At 68.7% G+C, this 12,760-nt stretch carries 13 protein-coding genes; 10 read left to right on the plus strand and 3 right to left on the minus strand.

What is annotated here, in order from left to right; translation table 11 throughout:
- The first annotated feature begins 15 nt into the window (after window positions 1-15).
- Window positions 16-579: a ribosome recycling factor gene (gene frr, locus VD997_09615; GenBank protein HYE62242.1), complete on the plus strand. Its 564-nt coding sequence runs from the start codon at window positions 16-18 to the stop codon at window positions 577-579.
- A gap of 82 nt (window positions 580-661) precedes the next feature.
- On the opposite strand, the gene VD997_09620 is transcribed toward frr, so the two are convergent.
- Window positions 662-1,279: a hypothetical protein gene (locus tag VD997_09620; GenBank protein HYE62243.1), complete on the minus strand. Its 618-nt coding sequence runs from the start codon at window positions 1,277-1,279 to the stop codon at window positions 662-664.
- A 199-nt stretch (window positions 1,280-1,478) separates the two neighbouring features.
- On the opposite strand from VD997_09620, the gene VD997_09625 reads away from it, so the two are divergent.
- From VD997_09625 to fliS, 3 genes are read left to right on the plus strand one after another with little or no spacing between them, the layout of a single operon-like run.
- Entirely contained in the window at window positions 1,479-1,721 is a 243-nt protein-coding gene (locus VD997_09625; GenBank protein HYE62244.1) for a hypothetical protein, read from the plus strand.
- Between the two features lie 27 nt (window positions 1,722-1,748).
- The gene (fliD, locus tag VD997_09630; GenBank protein HYE62245.1) at window positions 1,749-4,652 is read left to right on the plus strand and encodes a flagellar filament capping protein FliD; all 2,904 of its coding nucleotides are present in this window, start codon (window positions 1,749-1,751) and stop codon (window positions 4,650-4,652) included.
- A gap of 39 nt (window positions 4,653-4,691) precedes the next feature.
- On the plus strand, window positions 4,692-5,165 hold the full coding sequence (gene fliS, locus VD997_09635; protein ID HYE62246.1) for a flagellar export chaperone FliS: 474 nt from the start codon (window positions 4,692-4,694) through the stop codon (window positions 5,163-5,165).
- A 20-nt stretch (window positions 5,166-5,185) separates the two neighbouring features.
- Here the strand turns inward: fliS and VD997_09640 are convergent, their stop codons facing one another.
- Window positions 5,186-6,340 carry an AAA family ATPase gene (locus VD997_09640; protein HYE62247.1) on the minus strand — a complete coding sequence of 385 codons (1,155 nt, stop codon included), beginning with the start codon at window positions 6,338-6,340 and terminating at the stop codon, window positions 5,186-5,188.
- Between the two features lie 69 nt (window positions 6,341-6,409).
- On the opposite strand from VD997_09640, the gene VD997_09645 reads away from it, so the two are divergent.
- From VD997_09645 to rfaE2, 6 genes are all read left to right on the plus strand, one after another.
- Window positions 6,410-7,054: a flavin reductase family protein gene (locus VD997_09645; GenBank protein HYE62248.1), complete on the plus strand. Its 645-nt coding sequence runs from the start codon at window positions 6,410-6,412 to the stop codon at window positions 7,052-7,054.
- A gap of 87 nt (window positions 7,055-7,141) precedes the next feature.
- Window positions 7,142-8,446: a hypothetical protein gene (locus tag VD997_09650; protein ID HYE62249.1), complete on the plus strand. Its 1,305-nt coding sequence runs from the start codon at window positions 7,142-7,144 to the stop codon at window positions 8,444-8,446.
- A gap of 15 nt (window positions 8,447-8,461) precedes the next feature.
- Window positions 8,462-9,076, plus strand: a complete 615-nt coding sequence (locus VD997_09655) for a sigma-70 family RNA polymerase sigma factor (protein ID HYE62250.1) — start codon at window positions 8,462-8,464, stop codon at window positions 9,074-9,076.
- Entirely contained in the window at window positions 9,073-9,570 is a 498-nt protein-coding gene (locus tag VD997_09660; protein HYE62251.1) for a hypothetical protein, read from the plus strand. Before VD997_09655 ends, VD997_09660 begins: the two co-directional genes overlap by 4 nt.
- 103 nt (window positions 9,571-9,673) lie before the next feature.
- Window positions 9,674-9,886, plus strand: coding sequence for a DUF378 domain-containing protein (locus tag VD997_09665; protein ID HYE62252.1), 213 nt, complete (start codon window positions 9,674-9,676; stop codon window positions 9,884-9,886).
- 47 nt (window positions 9,887-9,933) lie between these two features.
- Window positions 9,934-11,448: a D-glycero-beta-D-manno-heptose 1-phosphate adenylyltransferase gene (gene rfaE2, locus VD997_09670; GenBank protein ID HYE62253.1), complete on the plus strand. Its 1,515-nt coding sequence runs from the start codon at window positions 9,934-9,936 to the stop codon at window positions 11,446-11,448.
- On the opposite strand, the gene pepT is transcribed toward rfaE2, so the two are convergent.
- Entirely contained in the window at window positions 11,438-12,730 is a 1,293-nt protein-coding gene (gene pepT / locus VD997_09675) for a peptidase T (protein HYE62254.1), read from the minus strand. The genes rfaE2 and pepT overlap by 11 nt on opposite strands.
- Window positions 12,731-12,760: the final 30 nt, after the last annotated feature.

The raw sequence follows: 12,760 nt of genomic DNA on the forward strand, positions 1-12,760 counted from the left end.
GCCGGAGTTGACCGAATGGCCACCGACCCTGACACGATCCTGCTCGAGACCGAAGAGACCATGGAGAAGGCGCTCGAGCACCTCAAGCACGAGCTGCGCGGCGTGCGCACCGGGCGGGCCTCGCCCGCCATGGTCGAGTTCATCAAGGTCGATTACTACGGCTCGCAGACCGACATCAAGGCCATCGCCGGCATCAGCGTTCCCGAGCCCAGCCAGCTCCTGATCAAGCCCTTCGATCAGGGCGCGGTCGCGGCCATCAAGACGGCGATCGAGAAGGCCGGGCTGGGCATCAACCCGGTCATGGAAGGCAAGCAGATCCGCCTGAACATCCCACCCATGAGCCAGGAGCGGCGCGTGAAAGACGCGGCCCGCATCAAGAAGATGGGCGAGGAGGCGAAGGTCGCGATCCGCAACGTGCGGCGCGACGCCAACAAGCACGCCGACGGCCTGAAGGCGAGCGGCCTGCCCGAGGACGACATCAAGACTCTGCACGAAGAGATCCAGACCCTCCTCAAGAAGTTCGAGGACGAGGTGGACAAGCGCGTCGAGGAGAAGACCAAGGAGATCATGACGGTCTGAGGCTTCTGCCCCGACCTCGTGCCAGCAACAACACACGCCCGCGAGGGCGTGTTTTCATTTTCCGCCGAGTTACCGGTGAGGCTCAGGCCTGCTCGGTCCTGCCTTCCTCGAAGGCACGGATCAGCAGGTGGATGCTGGCCGAGATCAGAACGATCCCCACCACGCCCGCCATGCCCAGGGCCACGAGCGTCGCCCACCCCGGCAGCGCGCCCAGCGCCCCCCGCACCCGCCCCGGAGCGATCACGTACGCCGCCCCCACCAGCAGCACCGGCCCGCCGGTCAGCGCTGCCTTGGCGAGGTACGACAGCGACTTGCGGCTTCGCAGCAGCACGATCATCGCGCCCATGAGGGCGATCGCGAAGGCCGCGAGCACGCGCGAGACCAGGAACCACTTCAGCGGCACCTCTCCCCCGCTGCTGGTCACGATCCGCCGGTCGGACCCGAAGTAGCCCAGCACCGCCGCGACGAACACCGTCCCCGCCACGCTCGCCAGCGCGAGGCCCGGCGCATCCTGGAACTTGCCGAAGGCGAACAGCACGCCCATCACCCCCGCGGTCGCCATCACGATCTCGAAGCCCAGCAGCACCCAGTTGACCTTGGGCGCGATCCCTACGGCCGCGCCCGCGAGGGCGAGCCCGCTCAGGGCAAGGGCGGCGCAGAGGAGGCCGACAGCGAGTCTGACCGGCTTGGGGGACACCATGGGCTCCATTCCATCGGCGATTGCGGCCGCCCGGCGTGGGGCGGGGCGGGGGAATCTGTACGCCGTGGTGAGCGTCCCGGTGCGCCAGACGGACGCCCGGTCGCGGTTATCAGCCTTTGGAGTGAAGGCGGCCCCCCCAAGTCGCCGATCCATCCGGGTGGACCCTACCGCCGCCAACCACAGACCCAGGGGAACAGCGATGCCGGCCCCCATCCCGCCCGCCAGCGCGATCGAAGTACAGGCCCGCGTGATGTTTACGCGCGTGCTCGCGGGATGGGCCTCCGACCTGCTGCGGTTGCGGCGCGAGGGGCTGGACCTGCCCGGCCACCGCGGCGGCAAGCGGGAAGTGGTCACGCCGGCATTCGGCATGAAGACCGGCGAGCCGCGATGGATTGAGTCGGACATGGCACCGGCGCTGCGGTGGCGTCCGACGGCGGCCTGAAGTGGGCCGAACTGAGCAGGGAGCGTTATGGCAGGGATCACGACCGGGACAGGAATCTTCAGCGGCATCGACAGCGCCTCGCTGATCTCGCAGCTCATGGCCGTGGAGCAGCGGCCCAAGCAGCTCGTGCAGCTGCGGGTGCAGTCGCTGCAGTTCCAGCAGGCGGCGTACCTGGACCTCAACTCGCGCCTGACGGCCCTGAAGACCGCGGCCGCGGCGTTCCGCACCAGCAAGTCGTTTCAGCTCAAGACCGCGACGTCTACCGATTCGGACATCCTCACCGCGACCGCCGGGACCACCGCGACCGCGGGCAGCTACACGTTCATCGTGGACCGGCTGGTCACCAGCCAGCAGCTGCTCAGCCGCGGGTTTGCGAACCGGGATTCCGCGGCGGTGGGCGCGACCAGCCTCACGTTTGAGAGCACGAAGGCCCGCCTGGACCGGGATGTGGCGCTCACGGAGCTGAATGGCGGTCAGGGCGTGTCGCGCGGCAAGATCGTGATCACCGACTCATCGGGGGCGGCGGCAACGGTTGACCTGTCGCGGACCGTGACCGTGGGCGAGGTGCTCGCGGCCATCAATACTAACGGCACGGCGCGGGTGACCGCGTCGGTGCAGGGCGGGCGGCTGATCCTGAAGGACACCGCCGGCGGCGGCGGCACGATGCAGGTCGCCGACGCGACTGGCTACACCACCGCGACCAGCCTCGGCATCGCGGGCTCAGCAACCGCCGGCACCCTGACCGGCAGCAGCATCTACGGCCTGGGCACCAACACGCCGCTCTCGGCCCTCAATGACGGCAACGGCGTTGCCATCAAGAGCACCATCGGCACTGGAGCGTACAGCTTCACGATTGGCGTCGGCGGGGCCACGCCCACCAACGTGCAGGTAAACCTCGGCGACGTCTACACCACGCAAGGCACCGAGACCGTCAAGACCGAGGGCGCGGTGACCACCGTCGGCGGTGTTGTCACCCGCATCAACGCGGCGCTCACGGCCGCGGGTGTGACCGGCGTCACCGCGTCCATCGACCAAAGCAACGGGCGCCTGCTGATCACCGACGGCACCGGCACGCAGCCCCTCACGATCACCGAGAACAACTCCACCACCGCCCGCGACTTGGGGCTGACCACCGCGACGGTGGGCGGCAGCGTTGTCGGCCGGCGGGTGTTTGCCGGGCTCAACACTACCCTTGCCACTGGATTGAATGGCGGCAGCGGGCTCTCGGGTGACGGCGTGCTCAACATCACCGCCCGCGACGGCACGGCGTTCAGCCTCACGATCGACACCACCGCCTCGCTGACGGACATTTTCGCCCAGATCGAGACGGCGTCGGGCACCGGGGCGAACGGCCGCCCGCGCCTCTCCATCGCGCTGGATTCCAAGGGCACCGGTTTCACCATTACCGACAACACCGGCGGCTCTAGCAACCTCATCATCACCGGGACCAACGGCCAGGACACCGCGACGAGCCTGGGCATTGCCACCGACCCCGCGGGCATCGCGAGCGCGACCAAGTCCTCCGGCAACCTCCAGCGGCAGTACATCTCACTGGCCACGCCGGTGTCGGCCCTCAACAACGGACGCGGCATCGGCACCGGCAAGTTCACGATCACCGACGGCTTCGGCTCACGCAAGGAGTACGACATCGGCTCCGACACGCTGACCGTGGCCGACCTCATCAACGAAATTAACGCGACCAGCACCGGCTCAGCCACGCTCAAGATCAGGGCCCGGATCAACGCCACCGGCGACGGCATCGAGATCATCGAGGATACCGGCGGCGGCGCCGCTGGCACGGCCAAGATCAAGATCAGCGACACCTCCAGCACTGTGGCCAAGTCCCTCAATATCGCGGGCGAGGCCAGCGATGTCGGCGCGAGCAACAAAATCAACGGCAGCTACGAGCGGACAGTCACGCTCTCAGCGGCGGACACGCTGCAGCAGGTCGCTGACAAAATCAACGCGGCCAAGGTCGGCGCGAGCGCGTCGATCATCAACGACGGCTCGGGCCTGACGCCCTTCCGCCTCAGCCTCTCGAGCACCGCCACGGGCGAGGCGGGTCGGTTCATCTTCGATGCCGTGGGCGCCGACTTCGGGTTCAGCACCCTCGACGTGGGCCAGAACTCGCGAGTGTTCTACGGCGCGTCCGACCCCGCTCGGGCGGTGGCGGTCATCGCCACGACGAACACGGTGGACACGCTGGTCCCGGGCGTCAAAATCGACCTCAAGGCCGCGAGCCCCGAGGCGGTCACGCTCAACGTCGCTTCAGACACCACCAAGCTGCTGGAAGCGGTGAAGGGGTTCGTGAGCGCATTCAACACCGTGCTCGACCGCATCAGCGCCCAGACCAAGTACGACGCCACCAATAACAAAGCCGGCCCCCTCACCGGCGACGGCACCACGTTGGAGCTGCGCTCCACTCTCTACGCCACCCTGAACGAGGAAGCCGACAGCATCGTCAGCCAGTACGACCAGCTGACCGAGGTCGGCCTCAAGATCACAACCGGCGGCAAGCTCGAGCTCGACGAGGACAAGTTCCGCGAGGCGCTCGCCACCGACCCCTCGGGCGTAGAGGCCCTCTTCGCCGCACGCGTGCAGGCCGACGACACCTTCATCGACCTGGGCAACGGCAACCGTGTCCGCAACCCCAACTCCGGCCGCACGTTCTCGTCCCTGGGCGTCATGGGCAAGTTCGAGCAGATGGTGGAGAAGTACCTCGACACCGTCGACGGCGTGCTCACCCTCCGCGGCAAGGGGCTGGAGGCCCAGATCAAGCTCCAGAACGACCGCATCTCCGCCATCGACGTCCGCCTCGCGGCCAAGGAGGAAACGCTCCGCCGCCAGTTCCTCGCCATGGAGCAGGCCGTGGGCCAGCTCCAGAGCCAGTCCTCCGCCCTCAGCTCGCTCGGCTCCCTCCGCACGCGGTAGTGGTTTAAGTCGCCCCCGATAAGAACCGATCTGGAAGGCATGCCAAGCGTGACCGCCACCCCGACCCCCAGCAAGCCCGCGAACGAGTACCTCAAGACGCGGGTCCTGACCGCCAGCCCAGAGGAGCTGCGGCTCATGCTGCTGGACGGGTCGCTCAAGTACGCGATGCAGGCCCGGGAAGGGCTGACGAACAAGAACCCCGAACACGCCTTCAACGGCTTCACGGCTTGCCGCGACATCGTGACCGAGCTGATGACCACCATCCGCCGCGAGCCCAACCCGCAGCTGGCCGACCAGGTACGAGCGGTGTACTCGTTCATCTTCCAGCTGCTCGTTGAGGCCGGCTTTGAGCGCAGCATCGAGAAGCTGGACAAGGCCGTGGAGCTGCTCCAGTTCGAGCGGGAGACGTGGGTGCTGCTGATGCAGAAGGTCGCCGAAGAGCGCGGCCGCAAGCCCGCCGAGACTGTTGCCCCCAACGCACCTGCACGCCCCGCCCTCAGCCTCCAGGGCTAAGCACTCGCGTATCCCGCCGCTCAGGCCTTCGCCGCCGCGGCCGCCTCCGCGAACACCGCCGTCATCTCCGAGCTGAGCTTCTCCATCACGAACTCGATGTTCACGTTCGAGTCCATTTCCGGCTCGGCGTTGTGCACGGCGTCGATGGCCGCGAGGTAAGGCCCGGACTTGCCCATCGGTGCCGCCTTCGCCAGGCGCGAGCGCCAGTGGTTGCCGAGAAGGCGGAACATCCAGTCGGCACCCGCCTTGTTCGCCGCTTCCTTGCTCGCATTCTTGTGGGCCGCGACCCATGACTCCGCCCAGCCCTTGACCAGCTCGCCCATGGTCGGACCAAGCTCGACGGCGTACTGCCCGCGTTCGAGTTCCCGCAGCATCGGCTCGAGCCGCTGCCACCACTCGTACAACCGCCCGTCGTGCGCGAGCCTCAGCACGCCCGGCGAGCCCTCCGCGAAGCGGATCAGCCACGCCCGTTCGTCGTCGGGGATCTCCAGCTCCTGGCGCGCGAGCCACTCCTCGATCCCCCGCTGACCGAGCGAGCCGAAGTACACCCGCTGGGCGCGGCTGCGGATCGTGGTCAGCAGCCGCTCCTCGCTCGAGGTCACCAGGATGATCACCATGCGCTCGGGCGGCTCCTCCAGGAACTTGAGCAGTGCGTTCTGGGAGGCCGCGTTCATCAGGTCGGCCTCGTCGATGATGAACACGCGCCCAGCCGCCCCCTCGTTGCGCACGCTCGGCGCCATCGCCCCCGGCTGCAGGACGAACTGGTCCACCACCTGCTTGGCGATGGAGATCTGCTTGGAGTCCCGAACCGACTTTTCATCGCTGAAGCGGGCCAGTTCCTTGTTCACCACAAACAGGTCCGGGTGCGTTCCCGCCCGCACCAGTGTCTGCACCTGCGAGTCGGGGTCCGCGAGGAGTTCGCCGCCGAAGGTCAGCTGAGTCGTGGGGTCCAGCAGCAGGGCGGCGAACGCGAGCGCCGTCGTGAACTTCCCCACGCCGGGCGGCCCATTGAAGATCCAGGCGTGGTGGATCCGCTTGTGCTTGAGCGCCTCCATCAGGATGCCGATCGCACGGTCCTGCCCGATGATGCTCGACATCGGGATCGGGCGCGGCCCCTCCGGGGGGGCGGGCGGCGGGAGCTCAACTTCGGTCGTCTTCTTGGGTCGCTTGGCCACGCCGCCATGGTAGCGGACGCACGGCCCGCCCCACCCGCCGACGTCTCGAACGCCTCTAGACTGGCCGCCATGGAACTCTCCCCCACCGCCCTCTCCCAGGCCGACCGCTACAAGCTGCTCATCGGCGGCATAGTGCCCCGACCGATCGCCTTCGTTTCCACCATCTCCCCGGACGGAAAGCTCAACCTCGCGCCCTTCTCGTTCTTCTGCGCCGTGGGCAGCGCCCCCATGACCATGCTCTTCTGCCCCGCCAACAAGCCCGACGGCGGCGAGAAGGACTCGCTGCTCAACGCCCGGCCAGTGAGCGAGGGCGGCACCGGCGAGTTCGTCGTCAACATCGCCAGCGAGGCCATGTCGCGTCAGGTTGCCGGAGCCGCCGAGCCGCTCCCCCACGGCCACAGCGAGTTCGACCTCGTCGGCCTCACCCCCGCACCCTCGCGCCTCGTGAAGCCCCCACGCGTCCTCGAAGCGCCAATCTCCTACGAGTGCCGCACGATACAAGTACTCCGCACGAATCCAGGCGTGCCCGCGGGCGGCAACATCGTGCTCGGCGAGGTGGTGCACGTCTGGGTCCGCGACGACCTCATCAACGACCGCTACCACATCGACCCGGCGAGGCTCGACGCAATCGGCCGCATGGGCGGGCTGGAGTACGCCCGCACCCGCGACCGCTTCTCGCTCCCCATGGGTGTCAAAGCCCTCGAGAACGGCTGACCCGCCTCAGCCTCCGATTTCATCACCATTCCGCGCCAAGAACGGGCGTCCGCGGCGTTTTCCTGCTGACTTCAGGAGATTCCCCCGATGACCCGCCACCGCACGGCCCGCACCGCCCTCACCCTCTTTACCCTCGCCGGCCTCGCCGCCGCGACGCTCACCCCGCTCGCTCAGGCACAGACCGGAGCCCCCGCAAAGCAAACCGCCGAGGAGGCGCCCGCCCGCACCCCAGACGGCCGCATCAGCATCGACTTCCCCGGTGGACGCCTCCGCGAGTACATCGCCACCCTCCGCGAAGCCACACGCCCGGAAACGGTCAACGTGGTCGCCCCCGAGTCCCTGCTCAACATGAAGGTCGGGGAGATCTCCCTCCGTGACGCCGACGTGCAGAGCGCCGTCCGCTGCCTCGAATGGGCGGTGGAACCCCGCGGCGCCCTGCTGGTGAACCACATCGGCAGGAACTCCTTCGGCGTTTCGGACGGGCGCGTGCAGGCCGACCCCAACGCCGCCAAGCCTGCGCAATTGTCTCAAATCCAGGTCCTCTCCCTCCGCGACCTCACCGAGCCTTTGCCCGGCGACCCGCCCAACGCCCGCTTCACTGTGGAGCCCGACGTCGTCATCACCGCCGTGCGCACCGCCCTCCAGGCCGACGGCGATGCCGAGAGCGCCGAGATGAAGTTCCACGCCGACTCGGGCCTGCTCATCGTCCGCGGCTCCATCCCGCAGATTCAGGCCGCGAGCAGCGTCATCGACCGCATGCAGAACGACATGCGTTCCCGCCGCAAAGCGATGAAGGACGCGATGGCCGGGCAGGTGAACCTCGATGAGGTGCGGGCCGAGGCCGAGAAGCACGCGATCCGCACACGCCTGCTGGAGCAGAACGTCGTCCGCGCGTCCGAGGAGGTCGCCAAGCTCGAAGCGATGCGGAAAGAGGGGCATGTGGCCCCCGAGGATGTGTCCTCCGGCCGGGCCGTGCTTGATCGTGCAAAGGCGGAACTCGAGGCCTCGCGCATCGACATGGCCATGGCCCAGGCCCGCGTCGCGTCGGTCGAAAAGCGCTTCGGCGAGGCCGCGGCCCACGAAGGGCGCTCCGACGAAGGCCTCGGTGAGATCCCCCAGGGTCGCTCCACTGTCGAGTACACCTCCGCCTCGATCACCGGCAAGGACCTCAAGGCCCTCGCGACCAGCCTTGAATCCGCCGCGGCGCAGCTTCTCCGGGGTGAGAGCAACGTTGCGATCCGGGCCGAGGGCGATACCTTGGTGGTGACGGGCGGGCAGCCCGCGCAGCGGCTCGTCCGCCGCATGCTGCTCGACCCCGCAAATCCCGCCAAGGGACCCATCGTGCAGAAGTCCAGGCCCAGGCCCACGACCGATGAGAAGCCCGCCCGCTGAGCACAGGTGACGACCATGAACCCCGCGATGCGGGTCCACATGCCCACCCAGTCGCAACCCGAGCCCCCCGCGCCTGCCGCGTCACCCCTCGGCCAGGCCGGGGGGTTCGACATCGCCTGGGCCACCCGCGGCACCACTCGCGGCGACGCACGGGCCTTCGAGGTCCTGTACCGCGCCTGGTTCGGGCGCGTCTACGCCTACGCCCGCGGCCTCACCGGACGCGACGAATCGTTCTGCCTCGATGTGACGCAGGAGGTCATGCTCCGCGCCGCCCGCAGCATCCCCGAGCTGCACACCGAGGCAGCGCTGGCCGCCTGGCTCTCGCGGGCGTGCGTGAGCGCGGCCGTGGACCTCGTCCGCCGCGAGCAGCGGGCCAGGCGGCGCGAGCAGGCAGTGGCAACCTCGGAGCAACACGCCGACGCGGGCATGCGGCAGGACTTGCAGTGGCTGCGTGATTCGCTGCGTCAGCTCCCCGAAACCGAGCACCTGCTGCTCATGCAGCGCGTCGTGAACGGACTCACGCTCCGCGAGGCCGCGGCCTCGGTGGGAATCGGCGAGCACGCCGCCCACGGACGGGTTCGGCGGGCGCTCCAGCGCCTCCGCGGGCTGGCGAAGGAGGTGTGGCCGTGACGTTCGAGCCCACTGATCAGGGACGCCTGGGACGCGATGCCGTGGACCGGCGCGAGCGGCTGCTCCAGGAACTCCGCCCGGTGGTCGTGCGTCGCGGTGTGCGCCGCCGGCTCACCGCGGCAGGCGGCCTGCTGGTAATCGCGCTCGCAACCGGCGCGGCGGCATGGACACTCGCGACCTCGCACCCCGCCCCCCTGACACCGAGCACCGAGCACGCAATGGCCAGCTACCGCGACGCATCAACGCACACGCCCGCCCAACAGCCCACCACCACGCACTCAGCGCAACGACAGGAACCCACCGTCGCCCTCGAACTCGTCCCAACCTCCAAGGGCATCGCCCATCGCGTTGAGACCCGCACCACTGGCGCCCCAACCGCGACCGACGACGACCTGCTCGAAGCTCTCCTCGCCAGCGGGCAGGACGCCGCGATCGTGCGGGTCGATGGGCGCGTGGTCGTGGCCGGCGACCTCGCCCGCAAGCCCGCCCCTTGAGAACACCCTCGCGGGGTTTTCACCGGGAACCAGCATCCGTCCTCGGCGGCCCCGCGATGCTATTGGACGCGTGCACTGCCGCACGCATTCCAGGAGCCTCGTCATGAAAGGTCTCTTCGTCGCGGCGTTGATCCTCGTCCTGGTCGGTGCGCTCAACTGGGGCCTCGTCGGTGCCTTCAACTTTGACCTTGTCGCCGCCCTGTTCGGGGATGGCAGCGGCGCCTCCCGCACCGTCTACACCCTGGTGGGCATCGCGGCCGTGGTCCTCGCGATCACCACCGCGCCCATCCTGCGGGGGCGCGGCACCCTCCCATGACTGCGAACTCGGCGGGTGGGGCCTCGTGCGGTTACCCTTAGCTCCGCATGGAAGCCCTGCTCGCACAGCTCGCCCAATGGCGTTCGTTCACGGCCCTGGTCGTCGGTGACTTCATGCTCGACCAGCAGGTGTTCGGCGATGCCGAGCGCCTGAGCGCCGATGCGCCCGTGCCCATCCTCCACGTCCGCCGCACAGAAAGCCAGCCAGGCGGCTCCGCGAACGTCTGCATGGACCTCGCCGCGCTCGGCGGGCGCGTGCAGGCCTTCGGCGTCATCGGGGACGACGCCGCGGGGCGTGTCCTGCGCGAGTCTCTCGAGCAGCACGGCGTCTCCGCCGACACGCTCGTGCGCGATGCCTCCCGCCCCACCACGCTCAAGCAGAACCTCGTCGGTCTCGCCCAGGCCCGCCACCCGCAGAAGATGTTCCGCGTGGATTACGAGTCGCGGGAGGACCTCTCGGCGGGCGTGGTGCGCCAGATGACCGACGCCTTCGACGCAGCCCTCGCCCGCACGCCCAAGCCCGACGCGGTGTGCATCGAGGACTACAACAAGGGCGTGTGCACGCACGCGCTGTGCCAGCACATCATCACGCGCTGCCGCAGCGTGGGCGTCCCGGTATTCGTCGACCCTGCCCGCGGCGTCGATTACCGCAAGTACAAGGGCGCCACCGCCATTACCCCCAACCGCACCGAGGCCGAGGTCGCCACCGGCATCCGCTGTGACGACGGCGGCTCACCCGAGCACAACGCCGCGCTCGCCCGCCGCCTGCTGGCCGACCTTGAACTCGACGCGGTCGTCCTCACACTCGACCGGCACGGAGCGCTGCTGCTCGAGGCCGACGGTCGCTCCGGCGATCAGCGGGCCGGCGGCACACCTGTTGCCATCCCCACCATCGCCCGCCAGGTGTACGACGTCACCGGCGCGGGCGATATGTTCCTCGCCGGCCTCGCCGCGGCCCGGGCCAACGGCATCGACTGGGACGGCTCGGTCCGCTTCGCCAACGCCGCGGCTGGGCTGGAGGTCGAAGTCTTCGGCGTGCAGCCGATCCCCTTTGAGCGCGTGCACCACTCGCTGCTCATGCAATACAGCCACGTCGAGGGCAAGCTCCGCACGCTCGATCAGGCGAAACTCGAGGTCGCCGCCCGCCGCAAGCAGGGACAGAAGGTCGTCTTCACCAACGGCTGCTTCGATGTCCTGCACAGCGGGCACGTCGCACTACTCGAGAAGGCCGCGGCCGAGGGCGACTTCCTCATCGTCGGCCTCAACGACGACTCCTCCGTCTGCCGGCTCAAGGGCCCGACCCGACCCGTGAACAACCAGGAGGACCGCGCCCGCGTGCTGGGGGCCCTCCAATCGGTGGGCGCGGTCGTGCTGTTCTCCGACGACACCCCCATCGAGCTGATCAGGGCCCTCAAGCCCGACGTGCTGGTCAAGGGCGCCGACTACACCAAGGACCGGGTGGTCGGGGCCGACATCGTCGAACGCGCGGGCGGGCGCGTGGCGCTGATCCCCCTGGTCGAGGGCCGCAGCACCACGGCCACGATCGCACGCCTCAAGTCCTGACTTCGGTCTCCGCCCCCCATAGCTGCACCAGCCTCAGGCACATCTGGGTCGACAGCGCCATGTCCTGCACGCTGATCCACTCCAGCGGGCCGTGGATGTTCTGCATTCCGGTGAAGAGATTCGGCGTGGGCACGCCCATCTCGGTGAGGCGCGAGCCGTCCGTGCCGCCGCGGATCGGCGTGGCCAGGGGCGTCAGCCCCATCTCGCGGCACGCCGCATTGGCCAGCTCCACCGGCCGCATGTCGTTCTCCAGCCAATACCGCATGTTGCGGTACTGCGCCGTGATCGTGCAGGTGATCTTCGCCCGCGGCTCGGTCGCCTGCACCGCCGCGCACACCTGCTGCACCAGCGCCCCGTGCGCCGCCAGCCCATCGCGCTCAAAGTCCCTCAGGATGAAGCTCAGGTCCGCCGCGGCCGCCGTGCCGCTCATCTGGTACAAGTGGATGAACCCCTCGCGCCCGCTGGTGGTCTCGGGCGTGCGCGTCACCTGCGGCAGCGTGTCGATGATCTTCGCCGCGAGGTGCAGCGCGTTCACCAGCTTGTCCTTGGCGCTGCCGGGGTGGATCGAGACCCCCTCGATGTGCACCACGGCCTTGTCCGCCGAGAACGTCTCGAACACCACCTCGCCCGCCTCCGCCCCATCGAGCGTGTAGGCGAACTTCGCCCTGAGGTCAGCCGGCAGCCGCTTGTCGACGCCGCGCCCGATCTCCTCATCGGGCGTGAACGCCACGCGGATCGTGCCGTGCGGGATCGACGGGTTCCGCAGCAGGTGGTTCGCCATCGTCATGATGATGGCCACGCCCGCTTTGTCGTCCGCGCCCAGCAGCGTCGTGCCGCTCGCGGTGATGATGTCGTCGCCCACCTTCGACGCGAGGTACGGGAACTGCTTCGGCGACAGCACCTGCGCGGCGTCGTCGGGCAGCTTGATGTCACCGCCCGCGTAGGCACGGTGCACCATGGGCTTCACGCCGGTCGCGTTGTACGCGGGCGCCGTGTCCACGTGCGCGAGGAACGCGACCGTCGGGGCCGTCGTCTTAACCGTCGCGGGGATCGTCGCCAGCACAACGCCGTAGTCGGTGAGCGTGACCTCCTGCGCTCCCATCGCCTTTAGCTCATCGACGAGCATCCGCAGCAGCCCGAACTGCCGCTCCGTACTGGGCGAAGTCGAGGACTTCTCGTCGCTCTGCGTGTCAACGCGGCAGTAGCGGACCAGCCGCTCTTCCAGCTCGCGGTCGAACTGGGAACGTGCACCACCCTTCTCCGATTGCGCAGCAATGCTCATACGCGATCTTACCGTACATTCCTATAGGTC

The sequence above is a fragment of the Phycisphaerales bacterium genome (assembly GCA_035627955.1).
In the GTDB taxonomy this organism is placed as follows: domain Bacteria; phylum Planctomycetota; class Phycisphaerae; order Phycisphaerales; family UBA1924; genus JAEYTB01.

Bases quoted from the DNA above. Each gene is read 5' to 3' on its own strand.
- VD997_09655 (HYE62250.1), top strand. From the start codon at position 8,462: ATGAACCCCGCGATGCGGGTCCACATGCCCACCCAGTCGCAACCCGAG.
- VD997_09665 (HYE62252.1), top strand. From the start codon at position 9,674: ATGAAAGGTCTCTTCGTCGCGGCGTTGATCCTCGTCCTGGTCGGTGCG.
- fliS (HYE62246.1), top strand. From the start codon at position 4,692: ATGCCAAGCGTGACCGCCACCCCGACCCCCAGCAAGCCCGCGAACGAG.
- VD997_09625 (HYE62244.1), top strand. From the start codon at position 1,479: ATGCCGGCCCCCATCCCGCCCGCCAGCGCGATCGAAGTACAGGCCCGC.
- pepT (HYE62254.1), bottom strand. From the start codon at position 12,730: ATGAGCATTGCTGCGCAATCGGAGAAGGGTGGTGCACGTTCCCAGTTC.
- VD997_09620 (HYE62243.1), bottom strand. From the start codon at position 1,279: ATGGTGTCCCCCAAGCCGGTCAGACTCGCTGTCGGCCTCCTCTGCGCC.
- rfaE2 (HYE62253.1), top strand. From the start codon at position 9,934: ATGGAAGCCCTGCTCGCACAGCTCGCCCAATGGCGTTCGTTCACGGCC.
- fliD (HYE62245.1), top strand. From the start codon at position 1,749: ATGGCAGGGATCACGACCGGGACAGGAATCTTCAGCGGCATCGACAGC.
- frr (HYE62242.1), top strand. From the start codon at position 16: ATGGCCACCGACCCTGACACGATCCTGCTCGAGACCGAAGAGACCATG.
- VD997_09650 (HYE62249.1), top strand. From the start codon at position 7,142: ATGACCCGCCACCGCACGGCCCGCACCGCCCTCACCCTCTTTACCCTC.
- VD997_09645 (HYE62248.1), top strand. From the start codon at position 6,410: ATGGAACTCTCCCCCACCGCCCTCTCCCAGGCCGACCGCTACAAGCTG.